The sequence below is a fragment of the Deltaproteobacteria bacterium genome, assembly GCA_016208165.1.
Classification (GTDB): domain Bacteria; phylum Desulfobacterota; class Desulfarculia; order JACQYL01; family JACQYL01; genus JACQYL01.
In genome coordinates, this window is the sequence record JACQYL010000090.1 from 1 (window position 1) to 19,619 (window position 19,619).

A 19,619-nucleotide genomic window follows, 5' to 3' on the forward strand; every position below is an offset into this window, starting at 1 on the left:
GGCCGTCATCGGAGCGTTGGGATTGAACATCCTTACGGGATTCACGGGACAGATATCACTGGGGCACGCCGCTTTCTTGGCTTTCGGAGCGTACACCACCGCTCTGCTCGGCGGCAAATTGGGCTTGCCTTTCTGGGTGACGCTTCCCGCCGCAGGGGTAGCAGCGGCTCTGGCTGGAGTGGCGATCGGGGTCCCTTGTTTGAGGCTCAAGGGCCTTTACCTGGCCATGGCCACTATGGCCTTTGGAGTAGTGGTGGAATATCTCGTGATCACCTGGGAGGGACTCACGGGAGGCGTACGCGGTCTCTACGTACCGACCCTCACTGTGGCGGGCCACCCTTTGGACACAGACGAAAAGATGTACGTTTTCCTTCTGATCGTCACCGCACTGATGACGGCCGCCGCCAAGAATATTACGCGAACCCGCGTGGGCAGGGCTTTCGTGGCCATTCGCGACCGGGATGTGGCGGCGGAAATCATCGGCGTCAACCTGACACGGTACAAGGTTACCGCCTTTGCCATCAGTTCTTTTTACGCGGGGGTCGCCGGCGGCCTGTACGCTTACGTGATGGCCTACATCAATCCGGAGCATTTTACGTTTATGCTCTCCATCGAGTACCTGGCCATGATTATCGTCGGGGGACTGGGGAGCATCCTCGGGTCCATCTATGGAGCCGTATTTATCGTGGTGGCGCCCGAATTCATTAAATTGTTCGCTCAGAGCCTGGAATCCGTGATCCCGGCATTGGAAGGACGTTACGATCTGGAATGGAATATCGCCGCTTTCGGTCTGCTGATCATGCTGTTCCTGCTCCTGGAACCCGGCGGACTCAACGCCATCTGGGTTCGCGTAAAAACAGGGTTCAAGAATTGGCCCTTTACCTACTGAGGCTTACGGACTCCTTTTGTGGCGCCTTGCCGGAATTCGAATCGCCATGCCCGACCGGAGAACGTCTGTGGGCTTTTCCGGCTTCAACGGGGGCTGTGGATGTTGGGAAAGAGCCGGGGGGCATGCCATTGTGCCTTCGATGCCTTCCCGTTTTCTTTAAGATCGGACTCTCGTCCGGACGAAACAACGGAACCTTAGCAAAGGAGGAAGACGCATGATGGACAAACGTTGGATCAACGGCGCGATTCTTTTCGCCGTGGTGCTGCTGCTCAGCGCCGATATGGCCACAGCGGCGGGTCGAGGGGTCACCGACGACACGATCAAGCTCGGTTTGGTGCTGGTCAAGACCGGTCCCGTCGCAGCCCTGGGTTTGCCAAACGGCCAGGGTATGGTCGACTACATGAAATACATCAACGACGGGGGCGGCATCAACGGCCGCAAAGTGGAGATCATCTGGGAAGACGACCAGTTCCAGGCCCCCAAATCGGTGGCGGCGGTCAAGAAGCTGATGACTCGGGACGAAGTGCTCACCATCATCACCACGGGCGGCACCACCCAGACCATCGCCAATCTGGGCAATATCCAAAACTACAAAATTACCAATATTCCCAATGCATTGGCCGTAGAATTCTATGAGCCGCTCAATCCGTACATCTTCGCCATGGGCGCCACCTATGAAGCCCAATACCAGTGCATCGTGGACTACATCCACGACGACCTCGGGATCGAGGACCCGCGCATCGGAGTCGTATACACCAAGAAGGAATACGGAAAGGTGGGACTGGATGCGATCAAGGACAGAGCGAAAAAATACGACATCCCCGTTGTGGCCGAGCTGGTCATGCCCACGGGCGCCGTTGACGCCAGTTCGCAGGTGCTGGCTCTTCAAAAAGCGGATGCCAACATCGTAATTACATGCGACGTGCTGCCCCCTGTCATCAGTTTCGTCAAGACCACCCAGAAGTATGCCTATACACCCGTGATTTTCGGGTTCAACTGGGCCACGGACGATATGATCGTAAAGGCCTGCGGCGAAGGAGCCAAGAACTACATCGGCGTGAACTTCGTGGGCGGATGGTCGGACGATTCCCCGGGTCTCACGCTGGTGCGTGAGATCGCCGCCAAATACGGCGCCGAACCCGGACTCACCTCCCTGTACGTCAACGGAGTGGGAGTGGCCTGGCTCTTTGTCGAGGCGATGAAGCGGGCTGGAGAGAATCTCAACCCGGATACGCTCAAAGAGGCCATGGAAACCCTCAGCGATTATGAGACCGGGGGCATATTCCCGCCGGTGACCTACACCCATCAGAGCCATGCGCCGTCGGAAAAAGTGAAATTCTTCAAAGCCGACGTGCCCAATAACCGGCTCGTACCTATAACGGACTGGCGCAGTCCGAAACAGATGTAGTCCTTCTTGCCGATCGGAGCCTTCGATGGGCTCCGTCGGTATTCCGATATTATGCTGAAATGCAGGTCAGCGCCTCGGAAAACAACCCCTCGAGCGTCCACGCAGCGGAGATTCGCCGTTTTCAAGTTCGAACCCTCAAAGTTGGCTCCCCGAAGGTCGGCTTGGACCAGATGTATGCCCTGGAGGTCTCCTTGCGATACGACGGTTCCACGCAAGTCCGCCCTTTTCCCTGACTCGCCTTGGGTAATGAACCATTCCTGGTGGTCCTCCAGGACTTGATCGAGCGTGCTTCGGCCGATTCGAATTCTTCCGGGACGATGTCGGGGTTAGAAAAACACCTTGCGGAAATCGGTTTGGATAACGCGTTTAGGGAGAAAATGCCGGTAAATCGGGAGTCGAATCCCGTTTTAGACGGCCGAGGTTATGGATCCGGGGGCAGGGTCGGAGACTCGATGGCCCGGAGAATCCGTCTTATACGGCTCTCCATTCGAGTGCAAAAATACCCTGAGGTAGGGAATGATCTCGATCAATCGCCGGAAGCAACCGATTTGAATGAACTAGGTTCTCTTCTTGCTATTGATGAGCACCAAAGAAACCAGTATGAGCAGCCATATGATGATTTCGTCCATGTCGCATCCCTTGAGGTCTTTACACATGAGGAGAGCAAACTTCGTGCCAGCGGTTCCTCGGGTTCGATTCCGGCATCGACGGCCGCTCCGAACCCTGAAGAGATCTCAATACACTCTTGCCCGAAACACCGGTTTGGGTCGCTAAAGTCACATAATATAAAAGGGTTATGTCTTGATTTCAGACGGAGGATAGGAATGCCGCCATAAGGATGAACGCTGAGATCTCTTGGGGGCCGTTTGCATGAGACGATCGATTCCGACCGGTCGCCGGTCTCAAGCCGACCGGTGACCGACCGCATTCTTCAGAAAGGATCTCGGGCCGCCGCTGACTCAACCAAGGGGAGGGATGGATTTGGCCGAGTCGCAGGATGGGAGAAGGAGGGCTTGACATTTAAATGATCATTTCATGCATACGTTCGTTCCATTACGGAGAACGTTCATGGCCCCGAGAAACAAAACCGACCTGACAAGAGAGCGTATATTGGACGAAAACGGGACCGGACTAGCGACGGCCGGATCCGGATATTCAGGTCCCCGCCTCTTTTCAGCACGCCGACGCCGCTGAGATGTCCGGTTTGCGAGTGTCCCAGGAAACCTGGTGGCAGGTATTCCATGATCCGGAACTGGATCTTCTGGTCCAAGACGCCTTGAAACAGAACCTGGATATCAGGCAAGCCTCGGCCCGAATTCCGGAGATACGGTCCCAAAACGAACGCTTCTTACTCGTAGAGAGCAGTTGGAACGCAGAGACCGGGTACTCGGTTTCCTGACGGAGGCGCGGGCCACTCAAAGCGTGGCGGAAAACAGATACCTGCGCGGCCCGGTGAGTTATCTGACCGTGCTCGATGCCCAGCAAGCAAGGTTTCAAGCCGAAGTGAATCCGGTTCTCGTGGATCCGGCCGTATTGACCGACCGAGCCGGCCTCCATTCGGATGTAGCCGTTAATATATTGAAATACGGTTATAAATTAGATTCTTTCACTCGCCTGAAACCCCTTCGAAAGCTCCCTATTTTCACTTGACAAACCCAGGAAAACGGTTTAGGGTCTGTTCTCGCTCGACACGCGAAATTTATCACAAGCGCTCTTGCTCTATGAAAAAAGAAGATTACAAGGCCATCATGCAGAACCTGACCCTGGTCACCCAACTCGGCCTGACGATGGTCGGTTGCATCCTGTTTTGTGGCGCCATCGGTTACTATATCGACAAATGGTTGGGGATTAAGGGTCCGTTTACAGTAGTTTTTCTGATCCTTGGCGTCATCGGAGGCGCTTACACGGGCTACCGCCAGATAAAGGAAGTTCTGGATATCGATAAAGATGACTCAACCCGAAACGGAAAATAACGAGAAGACCGATCCCGTTCCAAAAGTGATCAAGACCGCCTTGGGCCTGTGTCTGGCCGTAGCCCTCGGCAGCCTGTTCTTCGGGCGGATGGCCTTTGCAAAAGGCTTCCTGCTGGGAAGCCTGGCAAGCATACTCAACTTCCTCCTCATGAAGCGAGGACTCCAGCGTCGGCTGGGCATGAACCCCAAGAGGGTCGGTGTCGAGGCGTTCTTCTCCATCATAGTACGATATGCCTTGCTGGCAATCCCCATTATCATCGCCGTCAAGGTGGATCGAATTAATGTAGTAGGCGCCTGTATAGGTATATTCAATATCCAACTATCTATTTTGTTTCACTTTTTACTTTGGGAACAGTTTATATCCCGTAAGAGCCTTCTATACTGAGGAAGCAAAACCAAGGGACGGAAAATGGATGAACTGAGCAAAATCTGGCAATGGAACTACCGGATAGGGGATTATAATCTCGTCTTCAACGTAGAAACATTGATCATGACGTGGATTGTCATGGCGGTATTGATCTTTTTCGCGATCTCTGCGACGAGGAAGCTGGCTTATGTTCCGAGTCCCCTACAAACGATTGCTGAATTCATTGTGACGACATTTGATGGCCTGGTTCAGGACGCACTCGAGCTTAAAGACTATCGCAAGTACTCGCCTCTGATTTGTGCGCTGTTCATGTTTTTACTGCTGTCCAACTGGATAGGAATTATCCCATACCTGTCGGAGCCGACCAAGGATCTGAATACTACCCTGAGCATGGGTCTGCTCGGTTTCGTTATTGCGCACTATTCAGGCATCAGGGCGAAAGGTCTCAAGAGGTATTTATCCGAGTACTGCCAGCCGATGTTCTTTATGGCGCCTCTCAACATCATCGGCGAAATTGCCAAAGTGGTATCGGTCTCTTTTCGACTCTATGGAAACATTATGGGAGGATCCATCATCATTCTCGTAGTGTCCCACCTCCTTTGGAATCTGGTAATACCGCCATTTCTGAACCTTTTTTTCGGCCTATTCGTTGGCACCATACAAGCGTTTGTTTTCACCATGCTGACACTCGTGTACATTTCAGTACAGATCAAGTAGAAGGGAGAGGTTCTCCAAGTGACGGATATAGAAATTTACATGTCGGGAGCGTCCTACCTTTCGGCTGGGATTGCAATAGGTTTTGGAGCCATAGGCGCCGCCGTTGGAGAAGGGTATTGCGCGGGTCATGCCACCCGGGCCTCGGCCAGAAGGCCCAACCTTTCTGGAGACATTGTCAAGAACATGTTGGTTGGGCAGGCGGTAGCTGAATCCGCGGGCATATTCGCCTTGGTCGTGTCCATGTTGCTCATCTTCATGGATTTTCACACCATTCATGCCTCCAGCCTGTCCAGCGCGGCAGCGATCCTGGGCGCGGGCATTTGTATAGGGTTCGGCGCCATAGGATCGGGCATAGGATCGGGTTATCCGGCGGCCACGGCATGCGAAGGCCTGGCGCGGCAGCCCCAAGTCGCTTCACAGCTTACCACCAACATGCTGATCGGTTCGGCGGTGTGCCAAACTCCGGCCATTTTTGCCATGGTAGTCGCATTCATGCTGATGTTCATGGATTTCAGCGGCTCGCCCGTGTCTCCCACGTGGGCGGCGTTGCTAGGCGCCGGTTTCTCGACGGGGTTGGCGGCCATTGGCTCCGGGATCGGCGGCGGAATGGCGGCCGGCGCCAGTTGTGAAGGAGTAGCTCGAAATCCGGTAACGCTTGGCGCGACGACGACCACCATGCTGGTGGGTCAGGCCGTGGCCCAAACTCCGGCTATTTTCGGCCTGCTGGTGAGCTTCATCCTGATGTTCAAATCCTACCCCGCATCCTCTGCATTAGCAGCCCCTATGGCCCTCCTGAGCGCAGGCATCTGCATGGGATTCGGAAGCATCGGACCGGGTTATGGTAACGGCATTACTGCGGAAAGCGCCGTAGCCTGGGTCAGCCGTAACCACGAGTTTACCGCAGTATTGACCAGAACCATGCTGGTGGGACAGGCGGTGGCGCAATCCACGGCTATCTACGCCATGGTGGTAGCGTTGGTTCTGATTTTCGTATTTTAGGAAAATGGTTCCGGAACGTCGTCTCGAGGCTTTAGGACAGCAGGAGTTGTTGTCGATTTGGGCAAACAAGATAACAAACAGATTAAAAATAAACGTACGGAGGTTTACAACATGGCAATTGAAGGCGCGGACATAATCAAGGCGGCAGCTCTTTTAGGTGCGGGCATCGCGATGGGACTCGGAGCCATCGGACCCGGAGTCGGAGAAGGTTACACTGCGGGCAAGTGCTGTGAGGCCGTTGGCAGAAACCCACAGGAAGCGGGTCTCTTGACCAGAACCATGCTGGTCGGTCAGGCCGTAGCTGAATCCACCGGCATCTACTCGTTGGTTGTGGCTCTGCTGCTGATGTTCGTAATTTAGGAGCAAACCCCGATCCAGACGGAGTGTAAAGGTGATCAGCATTAATGCCACCTTGCTCGTTCAACTCATCAACTTTCTTTTGTTGATGTACATTCTCAATCGTCTCCTTTTCAGACCGATCCTCCAAACGGTGCGGGAGCGAAGGGAACGTATCGAGCAGGCAAGGAAAGACGCTAAGGATATGACGAAACAGGGCGAAGACCTGCTTGTCGAAAACGGCTTGAAGATCGAGGCAGCCAAGACCGAAGCCAATCAGCGTAAAGAGATCATGAAGGCTGAGGCCCAGGTGGAAGCCGATCGTATCATCGCCGACTCTATGGTGGGAGAGGAAAAGATCGTCACCAGGATTCGAGATGAAATAGCCCAGGAAGCCCACGCAGTTCGACAGACCTTCCGAAAGCAGGCGCAGGGGCTTTCCATTTATGTGACCAAGAAGGTTATTGGTAGGGAGTTAAAATGAAGTGGATACAGACCCGCTTGCCCGCTCTTTTTGGTTTTCTCGCAACTGCGGGGACGGCAACGGCTGCCGAGGGCGACTGGGTATACCGTGACGAATGGGATCTTGCCTGGCGCATCATTAACTTCCTGATCCTTGCCTTTATCGTCGTCAAATTCGGCAAGGATCCCATCCGGAATCTACTTAGAAACCGCAGCGCCGAAATAGACTCGGAGATCAAGAAAGCGGAACTGCTTAAGGCTGAAGCTCAAAAGGAATACCAGGGAATACTGGCTGAGGTGTCACAGGCGGGTGACAGGATTCGGGAAATGACCGAAATCATCCTTGCCCAGGCCGAAGCACACAGAAGACGTCTTATAGAGGAAGCTGAAACAGCGGCGAGTCGCACCATCGAAGACGCCAAGGCCATCTCCGAATTCGAACTCCGCAAGGCCCGTCACGAGCTGCGCGAAGAACTGGTGGATATGGCGATCCAACTGGCGGAAGAAAAGATCCGCACCAAGATAACCAGAAAGGATCATATCCAGTTGGCTGAGAAATATGTTTCGGATTTGGCTTCTGCACGATTGGCCCACTGAGAGCGATCAGCCATAATCACACACTCATAGGGGTAATCGGACCGCGAAACGCAGGCCGATTACCCTTCTTCATCTCCGAAATCCCTCCCCGAACGAATCTCCTGAGATCACAGAGCGCTCGAAGATACGAACGCATCAAACGATCACCCACAGCGCGCAATTGGTCATGGTCTGAATCAGCTTGTTGCAGGTGCTGCCCATGAAAAAGGCTTTGTGTTGACCTTTCCTGCCCACGACCACGGTACCGTACTTGCCGCGCCGGGCCTCCTCACGAACGACTTTGGCCACGGACACGGCCGTAGTCTTGATTTTGAACCGGACCTGTTTGTCGGTCAGTCCCGCCTCGTGCAGCATGGTCAATGCCTGAGCGTGAAAGTGATCGATGCATTGCACGTCCTCGGCCAGCAAGGCATCCTCTATCGTTTTAGCCTCATCCTCCTCAAAGTCGATGGCGCAATAGTCGGCCAGTTTCGGGGTCACGTGCAGAAAAGTGACCTTCACTTCCGGATTTCCTCCCACCATATGGGTAAGGTGATCAACGACTCTCAGCGATGTGGGGGAACCGTCCACCGCCACTAGAATTTTCATCGATTCGATTTCCCCGTCCACGATCCACACGGGCACGTTGGCGGCATTGTTGACAATCTTGTTGGACGTACTCCCCATGAATATTTGTTGGGTTCTGGTCAGACCGCGTCGGCCTACCAGCAAAGCGTCGTATAACCCTTTTTCCGCCTTTTCCAGGACGTCCTGGGCTATCCCCAGCTTCTTTGGGCGGGTGTGCAGTTCGATACGAGCCTCGTCCACCCCCTGGTCCACCATAATCTGCTTGCATCTTTCGAGCAGGTTACTGGCCGCTTCTTCGTTTCTCTTCTGGACTTTCTTGAGCTTCTGATAGGCCGCCGCTTCTTGCTTGGCTTCATCAATCAAAAAGGGAGGTATGGACGACTGAACGGTCATAAGTGTATAGGTCAAATTTTTCACAACCCTGGAAATGCGCGCGGCATAGTCTACCACTCTGGTGGAATTGATCGATTCATCCAAGCCTATCAATATCGTACGTTCCATACCTTGAGCCGCTCCCGTGAAAACGCCGGTTCGCCTTAACTCGACTCTTCCCAAACAGTGTTCTTCCGAAGATCCTGCTGCCGCACATCAAGAGCTGGGACTCGATCTTCAAAATGAATAGGAAACCCCCAGCAAAACGAGATGCGAGTTCACCCCTGAATTCCTGTCACTCATCCCGGCGTTGGATACGTGTTGGAGTCGGTAACTCAGGTGCCAACCCAAATGCTGCACACAGTTGAACCGGATTCCAAATTCAGCCTGAGACAAAAAATTCCAGGCTTGTCCCAGCTCCGGAACGTCCAGGCTGAAATAATACGGTCCGACTCCCAATCCAAGGTAAGGTACGACGTACCTGTTTTCAAGATCAAACCGGAGCATGGGAATCAGGCCCAGGCCTACACCTGTTTCCGGATCCGTATACGTATGCACGGCGCCCTCGAAAACGAAATGGAAGGCCAAAGCCAGATCCTCCGGAGACCCCACGCGACAGAAGCGGCAAGCGTAATAGGGCAAAACGGAGACGAAGTTGATATCTTCTTCCGTATGGAATGAAGCGCCCATACAGAGCCGAAGCGACGCGGTCTGTTTGACAGGGATCATTCAATCATCCTTTCGTGATTCGATGGAACTGGGTCGAACATCTTTCAGGCCGGTTGGGGTCCGGGCGCCTCTTTCCGTGCGCGCTCCTTTAAGGCACGCAGGACCTTTTCCGGCGTAATAGGCAAATCCCTGATGCGGACGCCTACGGCGTCGTATATCGCGTTGGCGAGCGCCGGCGCCGACGGAACGCAACCGGGTTCCCCGATCCCTTTGGCGCCGAATGGACCTTCGCTGTCTTCGGTTTCCACAATGATCGGCTTCACCCGGACCGCATCGGCGGCGGTGAGGATCTTGTAATCGCGGAAATTGGGATTCATCACTTCGCCTTTGTCCAGGATGAGCCGCTCGGTCAACGCATACCCCACTCCCATGAGAGCCCCTCCCTGGACCTGTCCCTCGAGCAACATGGGGTTGATGGCTCGTCCCACGTCGTGAGCCGCCACATAGTCCAGAATCCGGACTTTTCCCGTTGCCGTGTCGACCTCCACTTCGATACCGTGGGCGCCATAAGAGTACGTCATCGAAAGGTTCCCTTTGAATTCCTTGTTCAGATTCTCGTTTTGAGGGTCGTAGAAATATTCGGACATCAACATCCGTCCCCCCAGGCTGTAGTGGGCGTCCCGAAGAAGCTTATCGATCATGATCGACCGGTCGGGATTGCTTTTCGAACTCACTACCCGCCGGGAAATCGAAAGGTCGCTCGGGTCCGTTGCCAGAATTCGAGACGCCATTTCCAAAATCCGAGCCTTGATCTTTCGCGCGGCTCCCAGCGCTGAATTGCACGCCACGAAAGTGGTCCGGCTTGCATGCACTCCAACGTCCCAGGGACAGACGTCCGTGTCATAATCGATCACATTGATGTCTTCAACGAACAATCCCAGCTCCTCGGCCACCACTTGTGCGATAACGGTTTCCGAACCCTGCCCGATATCGGTAGCGCCCGTAAAGAGATCTATCTTACCGTAATCGTCCATCTTGATAATCGTTCCACATCCGTCGGACTTATACACCCGGGCTCCACCGCCCACGTGTATGAGCGATGCCATGCCGACGCCCCTGCGCATGTCGCCCTTGCCCCGTTTGGTCTTCCAGTTGAGATTTCGGGCCACCGCGTCCAGACAGTCGCACAGCCCGCACGTGGTAATCTTGAACTCTTGCGGTGTGGTCTCTCCGGGCTCGTTGGCGTTCAGCACTCGAAACTCGTACGGATCCATCCCGGCCTCTTCGGCCAGATGGTCGATCTGGCTCTCGATGGCGAACGTGGCCTGGGGGTTGCCGTACCCGCGCATGGCCTGGCAATACAGGTTGTTCGTGTAAACGCACTTGGCCGAGTAGCGCACATTGGGAACCTTATACAGGGAAGACACCGGCATCATCATAACGGTAGGAGTGGTCGCTCCCCAGGAAGTATATGCCCCGTTGTCGAGAACCATGCGCACGTCCCGAAACGTAAGGCGGCCTTCGGTATCGCAACCCTGAGCAATATCGATGACAGCCGGTTGTCGCCCCGGAGTGGCGAAGAACTCTTCCGTTCGGTCAAAAACGATCTTCACCGGCTTGTGGGTCCGGTGCGCCAGCAAAACGGCGATGTATTCAAAAGGATGGGTGTCCAGCTTGCTCCCGAACGCACCTCCGATAGTCGTCTTGACAATACGCGTCTTGGGATTATTGATCCCCATTTTGGTCAGCGCATTGTTGAAATCCCGTATGGCCAGGTGCGGAATCTGCGTCGTGCTGTACAGGGTGAGGTTGTTCCTGACGTCAAACACCGCCACGCATCCGCTGGTCCCCATGCAACAATGGGTCACCCAGGTGACTTCGTACCGATCCTCCACCTCGTAAGCGCTTTGCTCCCTGGCGCTGTCCGGGTCTCCGGCAATGAATTTCCACGGTAACTTGAGCACGTTCCCCTTATGCTCTTCATGCACCAGAGGTGCGCCCTCCTTCATGGCTTCAAACGGGTCGAACACACCGGGGAGCGGCTCGTATTCCACCCGGATCAGCCGAACCGCCTCGGCGGCTATGTCGGGATCCACCGCCGCCACAGCGGCCACCTCATCCCGGTAGGAACGAACTTTGCCACCTTTCAGCGCCACGTTGTCCTTATAAAATCCGAACCGGATTTCCGGCGTGTTTTGGGCTGTGATGACGGCTCGGACCCCCAACAACTTCTCGGCCCGGCTCGTGTCGACGTGCGCAATGCGGGCATGGGCATACTTACTGAACAGGATCTTCCCATACAACATGCCCGGAAGGCTCAAATCCTGAATATATTTGAATGTACCCGGTACAACGGCAGATATTGCCCGCAAGGGCATGCCGGATTTCCTCCTCGTCGGGGTGTGGGTTCCGGTCGAGCAACGCCTTTGCGGACAGCACCATGCCCGGTGAGCAGTATCCGCACTGTACGGCGCCGTACTCGACGAATGCCTTCTGGATCGGGTGCAGTTCCCCGTCTTCGAGCGCCAGCCCTTCGATGGTCAATACGTCGCAGCCCTCGATCTCGAGGGCCGGGTACAGGCACGAGTTCACTGAAAGACCGTCCACAATGACCGTACACGCTCCGCACTCCCCGCTGCCGCAGCCCTCCTTTGTTCCCGTGTAGCCCAGTCCTTCCCTCAGCAGCCTCAGCAATGTCCAATGATGAGGCGCCTCGACTTCAACCTCGTGTCCGTTGAGTTTGAATCGGATCAGACTTTTCATGCGCGTTCCTCCGCCCTTGCCGCACACATTCGGATTGCTCTTGCCACGAGCACGCCCACCATTTCGCGCCTGTACCACGCTTCTCCCCGCACCGAATCCCGCACGCGCGCTTCCATCGCCGCCGTGTCGGCGGCTTTGAGGATGTTCTCCTCGACAAGCTCGGCGCCTTCAAGAACCGATTCGGCTCCGAACGCCCTTATGGGTGTAGGCGCGGCCACACCAAGGCCCAGCCGAACCTTTTCACAACGACGATTCTCTCCCCTGAGCGAAAGAATCGCCGCCACACCCAATAGAGGCAACTCCATGGCCTCCCGGCGCGTATGCTTGATGTAGCAGGAACCTGTTCTTGCCGGACGGGCCGGAACTTCGAACTCGGTCACAATCTCCCCGTGCTCGAGCAGGGTCATGCCCGGGCCGATGAAGAAGTCTCTGAGCGGTATCCTGCGCCCTCCTTTAGGTCCCTTCACTTCCGCGACGGCGTCCAGGGTCAGCAGCGGAACCGCGCCATCCGCCGAAGGCACGGCGTTCACCACGTTTCCTCCAATGGTGGCGACGTTACGAACCTGCACCGAACCGATGTTTCGAACCGCATCGTGAATGATCGGATACGTTCTTTGGATCATTTCGGAAAGTTCGAGCCGGCGGTGGGTTACGCCGCTGCCGATGTAAAGCACACCTTCCTCGTCCATCCGAATGGTGTCCAATCCATCGACATGGCGGAGCGAAATCAGGTACTTGGGCGCAATCTTACGTTCCCTGATCTTTACCATTACATCCGTGGCCCCGGCTACGTAGATCGCCTCCTCTCCGTAGCTTTCCATGAGCGAAATGGCTTCATCCAAGCTTCGGGGCTTGAGATACTCGAAAGTGACCATAAGCATACTCCGGGTGGATGGTTAGGAAAAAGAATGCTCGCTGAACCCCGGCCCTCACTTCGATAAACTCCGGGGCCCCCGGCCGCCTTTTACAAAAAGGCTGAAATGAACGAATTCCTCTAAAGGACAAGCACTTGGAATCAGTAAGAGACGTTCGCCGTATCATGCCGATGCGTCGAGGTCAGCCTTAACCGCTCCGCCGAAGGCGGTGAGGCAATGCACAGAAAATTTGAAGGGAGTCCTGAGGGAGACTTTTCAAAGTCTCCCTCAGTCAGCAGCCCGATCCTAATAGTCTTGCAGAATCCACCTACCGTCTTCGATTTTGACGATAATCATGGAGTCGGTGCCTAAACCATTGTGGTCTTCCGGGCTGATGTGGTACACGCCGCTGACACCCACGAATCCGTCGGTCTTCTCTATGGCGTCCCGCAGCTTATCGGGGTCCGTACCCACCTTCTTCATGGCGTCCGCCACAATATAGATAGCGTCCCAGGCATATCCGGAATGAGTGTTGATGGGAAACTGTTCATCCAGATTGTACACGTCGTTATACAGCCGCACGAACTCCTGGATGACCTTCTTCTGAGGATCCGTATCCGCGAGCTGATCCGGAGCCATCAACTTGGTGGAGGGCATCAAGTTTCCTTCGGAAGCCGGGCCCGCCAACTCGACGTAATCGGGGCCGGGCAATCCGTGGCACTGAAACAGCGGCAGGGCGACGCCCAGTTGCTTGACGTTCTTGGCCACAATGGCGCCGGCGGGTCCGATGGTCCAGCAGATGATCACTTCCGCGTCCGTCCCGCGAATCTTGGTCAACTGCACGGACATGTCCGTATCGCTGGGATTGAACGACTCATCAATGACAATCTCGAGGCCGTAGTCCTTGGCGAATTTGTCCAGCCAGCGCTTGCCGTCCTTGCCGAAACCGTCCGAGGCAGTGAACAGTGCGATCTTCTTCACGCCTTTGGCTTTCAGGTATTCATACACCTTGCTCACGGCGATGGAAGAACGCTGAGGAGACTTGAAAATCCAGTGCGCCGTGCCGAAATCCTTGCCCCCGTGCATCCCGCTCATGATGACCGGATCCCCTCCCACGGTCATGAACGTCGGTATCTTTGCCTCCTCGATGAGCTTCTTAACGGCCATCCCCGTATCGGTGCGAGTAGGACCGATGATGGCCGCAACTTTATCTTTCTCGATGAACCGCTTGGCCACCATAACGGTCTTGGTGGGATCGCTCTCCGTATCGCCAATCACCAGTTCGAGAGGTCTGCCGTTGATACCCCCGGCCTTGTTGATCTCGCTCACCACCATCTCAGCCACCAGCTTGGTGGGGGTTCCGATGAAAGCCGCCGGACCCGACAGAGCAAAAAACACTCCCAGTTTGATCGGTTCTTCGGCCCTAACCGGTGATCCCAACGTCAGGATCATCCCGAGAATCAGGACAACCATCAAAAATCGTTTCATGACACTCCTCCTCGAATTGCCTGTTCACTTCCGTTCCACAATCCCAATCGGTCTTTCAATCGCTCTTGCCGCCGCGCTGTTCCATCAGGCTTCCCTGAGGCCGCGGCATCGGACGTCCTCCAAGGCAGGACGCCGCGAGTGAGCGACGAGAAACCGCTCCGCCTATTCGGACCGGCGATGCCGAAGCGCTTGAACGCCCAACGATCACCGGTGATCGTACACTCGCTTGCTCTTGCGTTCGCTCCTCGGGAGCGCGCCGTACGCCACGATTTCAACATCCGCCGTTACCATCATTTTCGTTTTGATTTCCGCTCTGACCCTTTCGGCCAGGGCTGGAACATCCTCGTCGGGAATCGCACCGTCTCGTTCGGCGCGCACAACCATGTGGTCCTTCCCATCGGAAAGGCGTTCCAGAACGATCTGATACTCGCTCCCCAACCCCTGGATCCCCGACAGGATCTCGTCAACATTGCTCGGGTAGATGTTCACCGCTCTGAAAATGAACATGTCGTCGGACCGTCCCACCAGACGGTCGTGACGAGGCAGCACGCTTCCACACGCACATCGGCCCGGAATCAACCGGGTCAGGTCCCTCGTCCTGTAACGGATAAGGGGCGCTCCTTCCTTGCGAAGCGTGGTAACCACCATTTCCCCCACCTCGCCTTCCGGAACGGGCTCGAGCGTATCCGGATCCACGATCTCGAGAATGTAGTAATCCGCCCAATAGTGAATGCCCGCGTGGTGCACGCAGTCCAGGCCGGTTCCCGGCCCGTAGAGTTCCGTGAGTCCCGGAATGTCGAACACATCTTCGACGCCCAGCAGGTCCTTCATTTTTTGGACCATGGCTTCACTGGACCTTTCGGAGCCCATGATGACTTTCCGAAGTTTGATCCGATCCCCGAGCCCCCGTTCACGGACCTGCTCGGCCAGCAGAAGCCCCATGGATGCGGTACAGCAGATGACGGTGCTCTGAATGTCCTCCAGAAATTGACACTGCATGTCCAGGTTCCCCGGTCCCACGGGCACGGCCATGGCGCCGAACCGTTCACATGCCGTCTGGAAACTGATTCCCGCCGTCCAGATGCCGTATCCAACGGCGATCTGTATCCGATCTTCCGGCGTCAACTCCGCCATTTCATAACAGCGCGCAAAAAAATGGGTCCAGTCATCAATGTCTTTCCGGGTGTAGCAGAGCACTTTTCTCTTGCCCGTGGTGCCGGTGGAGGCGTGTATACGGACGATCTTTTCGAAGGGAACGGAGCGAAGAGGGAACGGATATCCGTCCCGGAGGTCGTTCGCCGTGGTGAAAGGTAATCGCCTCAGATCGTCGAGGGACCTTATGGTTTCGGGTTTCACGCCGGCGTCGTTCAGACGGCGCCGGTAAAATTCCGACCCTTGATACGCATGATTCACCGTCCATTTAAGACCTTCCAATTGGAGGGCCAGCAGTTCTTCTTCAGATGCTATCTCAGGCATGAAACGCCCTGCCATTTCCTGTATTCTCCTTCAGCTAGTACTAAGAGCATTATACAAAGAGATAGACGAAGGCCTAATCATCCAACCCGCGACCCATACGGAGTCGAGCCGTGGCTTCCGGGTCCGGTTCCAGCGTTTCGGGATGAATCACCACCCCGTAATCGCTTCGGGCCTTTTCAATGGAAACCACCCCGTTTCGCACGTCCTTGCGAACCCGCTCCGAAGACCGCGCGTAAGGGTCGCCGTAACCGCCTCCGCCGCCTGCCTGCTGAAAATAGACGGTCCCTTCCGGAACATCCTCGATGAGGTCCTTACTGGCGGCCTTGTAGATGGTTCCGTCCGGATACTTCAGCTCGATCTTGTTCAGCGTCCCCTCCTTGCCCCCGTGAGCGCCCCGGGCCGCTTCCACGTCACCGTCCCCGAAGGTGATGACCTTTGTCTTTTTCCCGCCGATCACGAATCGGGTTTCCACTCCTAGCCCCCCTCGCCATCGGCCCGCTCCCGCGGAGTCGGTCCAGTACTCATGATGCAGCAAAAGGTGAGGAGTCTGCTGCTCGAACATCTCGTAATCCTGATCCAGGACTCCGCCCGACGCGTCGATCATGCCGATATGATCGTAGCCGTCCACACCCCTTATGGCTCCTGAGCCTCCTTTGAGGCCCATGAACCCGATGTCCACATAAGGTTCGTTTCGCCGCGGATCGATCCCCGTCGACAGGCTGCACAGCAGTTCGTTCCATTCCGCCGTCACCCGATCCGGGATGACCGGGCCCAAAGCCCGCATGATGGCGTCGGCGTTATTGGGACATAGGTGATTGCCATAGGTGGTGGCCGCCGGATAGTCCGCATTCAGGATGGTCCCCTTGGGGATGATGATGTCAATGGGCCGGACCATGCCGTCGTTGTGAGGAACATCCGGATTCACCATCTGCAGAAAGGTCAGTACGGTCGCGGAAGCACTCGAGGTGTACGTCCCGTTGACAAAGCCGTTGGTTTGGGAATCGGTGTCCGAATAGTCAAAAGTAATGTGCTCGTCTTCCACCGTGATCCTTACCCGGATCGTATACACGGAACCCGGTGTCCGGCCGTCATAATACACGTTGGATTCACCCGTGTACACGCCGTTGGGTATGGAGCGGATCTCCGCCTTCATCATCTTTTCCGTGGACTCGAACAGATACTCCTTGTGGGCATCGAACACGCTCGGACCGTATTTCTCGATGAGCGCCAGAAGACCACGCTCGCCCACCACGCAGCTCCCGATCTGCGCCCGCATATCCTGAGCCACCATTTCCAGGCGGATGTTGGCGAATATCAGATCCCACACGTCCTTGCGAAGTCGGCCTTTCTCGAAGACTTTTACCGGCGGTATCCGCAGCGCCTCCTGCCATACCTCCGTGGCCAACGGGTTGTACCCTCCCCGAACGGCGCCTCCGATGTCCGCCTGATGCCCTTTACAGGCCGACCACCCCACCAGTTCATCTCTGTAAAAGATGGGCTTGTACGCCGCCACGTCGTTATTTTGATTTCCCATGGAAAACACATCGTTATGGAAAATAACGTCCCCGGGATGGATGTCGTCCCCGAAATACCGAATGATGTATTCACAGACGGGTCCCAGGGAAAAACTGAGAATCGGCAGGTTCTCCTTTTGCTCGAGCATTCTTCCCTGCGAATCGTAAAGCCCGGTGACAAAGTCTTTGGCTTCACACAGGATCGGGGAACGGGTGGTCATCGTGAGGGCTATGCTCATCTCTTCGGTGATGGACTTGAAACGCCTTTGCAGTATGGAGACCAGAATCGGGTCTATGGGGATCGAGCTCATGCCAAAACCCTTTCCTTGAATTCCGTTTCCCTGGATTTCAGGTATACGGTGTAGCTGCCGTATCTGTCCACTAGGGCGTTGTATTCCGGAGTGATAAAGGTAGTCGTATTCACTTGTTCGATAATGGCCGGCCCTGCAATATGATTGCCGAAGAACAGTCTATCGCCCTCGAACACGGGCGTCTCGATTTTTCGCCGCTCCAACGGCAAGTACACGGATCGTGTTCCCTTGAACGCCTTTTCAGGACTTTCGCCCTCAAAAGGCTGCTCCGTGAAGCGCGGTTTGTCCGTGCGACCGATGGCGGTAAGGCGGAGATTGATCAATTCGATCCTGGTTCCGTCGTCTTCGAGGGAATACCCGTACATACGGTCGTGCCTGGGATGGAACCGCTTCCCGATGGTCGCCATCTCCACCCCTTCGATTTCCGAACGTGGAACCTCGAGGGTCAGTTCGTGGTACTGGCGCACGTACCGTAAATCCAGGGCATAGACGAACGATATGCGTTCATCCGATATTTTCTCGATGGCGAGGAGCCCGCGGCCCTCGTCTTCCATTTCTCTGAACAGATTTCTGAAGCGCTCCGGATCCGTTTCATCGAGAAGCGTTGGGTAGCTCCGCACGAAATCGTGTTTGAGGTCGCTCATGAGCATCCCCGCCGCACAGAAGATGCTGGATTCGCTGGGAACCAGCATGACGGGAATCTCGAGCTCTTTTGCTATCATACACGCATGGTTGGGACCCGCTCCTCCCGCCACGACCAGAGGGAAATCCCGCGGGTCCTGCCCCTGTTGTACCGACACCTCCCTGACAGCGGCCGCCATGTTCACATTGATGACATTATACATGCCGGCGGCGGCTTCCATCACGTTCATACCCAAGGGATCCGCTATATTCCGCCGAACGGCCTCCACGGCTTTGTCCAAATTGAGCCGGATGCGCCCTCCGGCAAAGTAGTCCGGGTCCAGATATCCCAAAATCAAATCCGCATCCGTACACGTAGGTTCTTCGCCGCCCAAATCATAACACACGGGACCGGGTTTGGATCCCGCACTCCGGGGTCCCATCCGGAGCAGCCCGCCTTCGTCGAGCCATCCGATGCTGCCGCCCCCTGCCCCGATGGTGACCACGTTGAGCATGGGTAAGGCCAAACGCAGGCGATTGATTTCCCCCACGGTGGTCACCAGCGGCGTCCGGTCCTTGATCAGGGCCGTGTCAAAACTGGTCCCTCCCATGTCCATGGTGATGCAATCGCGATATCCCTGTATGGCTGTGTACGCGATACCGGCGACCGGCCCGCCGGCTGGTCCGGACAACAATGTGGAAGCCGCGTGTTTTCGTGCGATCTCGGGACTGATGACGCCCCCGTTGGACTGCATGATCAGAAGAACGCCCCCAAATTCCACGGCCTCGAGTTTCTTCCTTAGAGCGTCCAGATATCGACTCAGGATGGGACCGACGTAGGCGTTCAGCACGGTGGTGCTGATGCGGTCGTAGAAACGGATGGACGGCAATACCTCGTGAGAAACGGCCGAATAGGCCGCCGGGAGCAACTCGCGAACGATCTCTCCCACTGCTTTTTCGTGAGCATAATTCGCAAACGAGTTCATGAAACACACGGCCACGGCTTCTACCTGTTCCATCTCGAACAACCGGACACCGTCTCTTGCGTCTTCTTCATTCACGGGTTCGATTTCATCCCCTTTGTAATCGAGCCGACCTCGAACCGGCGCCCGCAGGTAGCGCTCGACCAGCGGCTCCGCGTTCCGATACCGGTTGTTGTACTGTTCCTCCCGCACGCCTCTTCGCATCTCGAGGGCATACCGCACTCCCTTGGTCGTGAGAAGGCCTGTCTTTGCC

General features: G+C 55.7%; 21 protein-coding genes. 11 read left to right on the forward strand and 10 right to left on the reverse strand.

Annotated features, from left to right (window positions below):
* Together HY788_17405 and HY788_17410 are read left to right on the forward strand one after the other, a co-directional pair.
* Positions 1-889 (forward strand): branched-chain amino acid ABC transporter permease (locus HY788_17405; protein MBI4775923.1); only part of this gene is annotated, 889 nt, incomplete at its 5' end.
* Positions 890-1,103: 214 nt separating this feature from the next.
* A complete protein-coding gene (locus HY788_17410) occupies positions 1,104-2,297 on the forward strand; it encodes an ABC transporter substrate-binding protein (GenBank protein MBI4775924.1) in 1,194 nt (397 codons plus the stop codon).
* Here HY788_17410 and HY788_17415 read toward each other — a convergent pair.
* Positions 2,195-2,512: a pentapeptide repeat-containing protein gene (locus tag HY788_17415; GenBank protein MBI4775925.1), complete on the reverse strand. Its 318-nt coding sequence runs from the start codon at positions 2,510-2,512 to the stop codon at positions 2,195-2,197. The two genes, HY788_17410 and HY788_17415, sit on opposite strands and share 103 nt — an antisense overlap.
* 980 nt (positions 2,513-3,492) lie before the next feature.
* Here HY788_17415 and HY788_17420 point away from each other — a divergent pair.
* The 9 genes from HY788_17420 (at position 3,493) to HY788_17460 (ending at position 7,748) form a co-directional block, all read left to right on the forward strand.
* Entirely contained in the window at positions 3,493-3,696 is a 204-nt protein-coding gene (locus HY788_17420) for a hypothetical protein (protein MBI4775926.1), read from the forward strand.
* Positions 3,663-3,947 carry a hypothetical protein gene (locus tag HY788_17425; protein ID MBI4775927.1) on the forward strand — a complete coding sequence of 95 codons (285 nt, stop codon included), beginning with the start codon at positions 3,663-3,665 and terminating at the stop codon, positions 3,945-3,947. The genes HY788_17420 and HY788_17425 overlap by 34 nt, the downstream gene beginning before the upstream one ends.
* Positions 3,948-4,018: 71 nt before the next feature.
* Positions 4,019-4,270 carry an AtpZ/AtpI family protein gene (locus HY788_17430; GenBank protein MBI4775928.1) on the forward strand — a complete coding sequence of 84 codons (252 nt, stop codon included), beginning with the start codon at positions 4,019-4,021 and terminating at the stop codon, positions 4,268-4,270.
* Positions 4,245-4,655: an ATP synthase subunit I gene (locus HY788_17435; protein MBI4775929.1), complete on the forward strand. Its 411-nt coding sequence runs from the start codon at positions 4,245-4,247 to the stop codon at positions 4,653-4,655. Before HY788_17430 ends, HY788_17435 begins: the two co-directional genes overlap by 26 nt.
* Before the next feature lie 24 nt (positions 4,656-4,679).
* Positions 4,680-5,354 carry a F0F1 ATP synthase subunit A gene (gene atpB, locus HY788_17440; GenBank protein ID MBI4775930.1) on the forward strand — a complete coding sequence of 225 codons (675 nt, stop codon included), beginning with the start codon at positions 4,680-4,682 and terminating at the stop codon, positions 5,352-5,354.
* A 39-nt stretch (positions 5,355-5,393) separates the two neighbouring features.
* Positions 5,394-6,353, forward strand: coding sequence for an ATP synthase F0 subunit C (atpE, locus tag HY788_17445; protein ID MBI4775931.1), 960 nt, complete (start codon positions 5,394-5,396; stop codon positions 6,351-6,353).
* Between the two features lie 111 nt (positions 6,354-6,464).
* Positions 6,465-6,713: an ATP synthase F0 subunit C gene (gene atpE / locus HY788_17450; GenBank protein MBI4775932.1), complete on the forward strand. Its 249-nt coding sequence runs from the start codon at positions 6,465-6,467 to the stop codon at positions 6,711-6,713.
* Positions 6,714-6,744: 31 nt separating this feature from the next.
* Positions 6,745-7,173, forward strand: a complete 429-nt coding sequence (locus tag HY788_17455; GenBank protein MBI4775933.1) for an ATP synthase F0 subunit B — start codon at positions 6,745-6,747, stop codon at positions 7,171-7,173.
* Positions 7,170-7,748: an ATP synthase F0 subunit B gene (locus HY788_17460; GenBank protein MBI4775934.1), complete on the forward strand. Its 579-nt coding sequence runs from the start codon at positions 7,170-7,172 to the stop codon at positions 7,746-7,748. The genes HY788_17455 and HY788_17460 overlap by 4 nt, the downstream gene beginning before the upstream one ends.
* Positions 7,749-7,883: 135 nt before the next feature.
* On the opposite strand, the gene HY788_17465 is transcribed toward HY788_17460, so the two are convergent.
* From HY788_17465 to HY788_17505, 9 genes are all read right to left on the reverse strand, one after another.
* On the reverse strand, positions 7,884-8,816 hold the full coding sequence (locus HY788_17465; protein ID MBI4775935.1) for a universal stress protein: 933 nt from the start codon (positions 8,814-8,816) through the stop codon (positions 7,884-7,886).
* Positions 8,817-8,924: 108 nt separating this feature from the next.
* Complete coding sequence (locus tag HY788_17470) at positions 8,925-9,416, reverse strand: acyloxyacyl hydrolase (GenBank protein ID MBI4775936.1); 492 nt, start codon at positions 9,414-9,416, stop codon at positions 8,925-8,927.
* A gap of 44 nt (positions 9,417-9,460) precedes the next feature.
* Positions 9,461-11,734, reverse strand: a complete 2,274-nt coding sequence (locus HY788_17475; GenBank protein MBI4775937.1) for a xanthine dehydrogenase family protein molybdopterin-binding subunit — start codon at positions 11,732-11,734, stop codon at positions 9,461-9,463.
* Positions 11,634-12,119, reverse strand: coding sequence for a (2Fe-2S)-binding protein (locus HY788_17480; GenBank protein ID MBI4775938.1), 486 nt, complete (start codon positions 12,117-12,119; stop codon positions 11,634-11,636). Before HY788_17480 ends, HY788_17475 begins: the two co-directional genes overlap by 101 nt.
* Positions 12,116-12,994, reverse strand: a complete 879-nt coding sequence (locus HY788_17485) for a xanthine dehydrogenase family protein subunit M (GenBank protein ID MBI4775939.1) — start codon at positions 12,992-12,994, stop codon at positions 12,116-12,118. Before HY788_17485 ends, HY788_17480 begins: the two co-directional genes overlap by 4 nt.
* Positions 12,995-13,279: 285 nt before the next feature.
* On the reverse strand, positions 13,280-14,461 hold the full coding sequence (locus tag HY788_17490) for an ABC transporter substrate-binding protein (protein ID MBI4775940.1): 1,182 nt from the start codon (positions 14,459-14,461) through the stop codon (positions 13,280-13,282).
* Between the two features lie 204 nt (positions 14,462-14,665).
* Positions 14,666-15,952 (reverse strand): phenylacetate--CoA ligase, encoded by a 1,287-nt coding sequence (locus HY788_17495; protein MBI4775941.1) that lies wholly within the window; start codon positions 15,950-15,952, stop codon positions 14,666-14,668.
* Positions 15,953-16,010: 58 nt separating this feature from the next.
* A complete protein-coding gene (locus HY788_17500) occupies positions 16,011-17,762 on the reverse strand; it encodes a hydantoinase B/oxoprolinase family protein (protein MBI4775942.1) in 1,752 nt (583 codons plus the stop codon).
* On the reverse strand, positions 17,759-19,619 hold a 1,861-nt coding region (locus HY788_17505; GenBank protein ID MBI4775943.1), incomplete at its 5' end, for a hydantoinase/oxoprolinase family protein. The genes HY788_17500 and HY788_17505, both read right to left, overlap by 4 nt.

Bases quoted from the DNA above. Each gene is read 5' to 3' on its own strand.
- HY788_17410 (MBI4775924.1), top strand. From the start codon at position 1,104: ATGATGGACAAACGTTGGATCAACGGCGCGATTCTTTTCGCCGTGGTG.
- HY788_17420 (MBI4775926.1), top strand. From the start codon at position 3,493: ATGTCCGGTTTGCGAGTGTCCCAGGAAACCTGGTGGCAGGTATTCCAT.
- HY788_17430 (MBI4775928.1), top strand. From the start codon at position 4,019: ATGAAAAAAGAAGATTACAAGGCCATCATGCAGAACCTGACCCTGGTC.
- HY788_17435 (MBI4775929.1), top strand. From the start codon at position 4,245: ATGACTCAACCCGAAACGGAAAATAACGAGAAGACCGATCCCGTTCCA.
- atpB (MBI4775930.1), top strand. From the start codon at position 4,680: ATGGATGAACTGAGCAAAATCTGGCAATGGAACTACCGGATAGGGGAT.
- atpE (MBI4775931.1), top strand. From the start codon at position 5,394: ATGTCGGGAGCGTCCTACCTTTCGGCTGGGATTGCAATAGGTTTTGGA.
- atpE (MBI4775932.1), top strand. From the start codon at position 6,465: ATGGCAATTGAAGGCGCGGACATAATCAAGGCGGCAGCTCTTTTAGGT.
- HY788_17460 (MBI4775934.1), top strand. From the start codon at position 7,170: ATGAAGTGGATACAGACCCGCTTGCCCGCTCTTTTTGGTTTTCTCGCA.
- HY788_17465 (MBI4775935.1), bottom strand. From the start codon at position 8,816: ATGGAACGTACGATATTGATAGGCTTGGATGAATCGATCAATTCCACC.
- HY788_17470 (MBI4775936.1), bottom strand. From the start codon at position 9,416: ATGATCCCTGTCAAACAGACCGCGTCGCTTCGGCTCTGTATGGGCGCT.
- HY788_17475 (MBI4775937.1), bottom strand. From the start codon at position 11,734: ATGCCCTTGCGGGCAATATCTGCCGTTGTACCGGGTACATTCAAATAT.
- HY788_17480 (MBI4775938.1), bottom strand. From the start codon at position 12,119: ATGAAAAGTCTGATCCGATTCAAACTCAACGGACACGAGGTTGAAGTC.
- HY788_17485 (MBI4775939.1), bottom strand. From the start codon at position 12,994: ATGGTCACTTTCGAGTATCTCAAGCCCCGAAGCTTGGATGAAGCCATT.
- HY788_17490 (MBI4775940.1), bottom strand. From the start codon at position 14,461: ATGAAACGATTTTTGATGGTTGTCCTGATTCTCGGGATGATCCTGACG.
- HY788_17495 (MBI4775941.1), bottom strand. From the start codon at position 15,952: ATGGCAGGGCGTTTCATGCCTGAGATAGCATCTGAAGAAGAACTGCTG.
- HY788_17500 (MBI4775942.1), bottom strand. From the start codon at position 17,762: ATGAGCTCGATCCCCATAGACCCGATTCTGGTCTCCATACTGCAAAGG.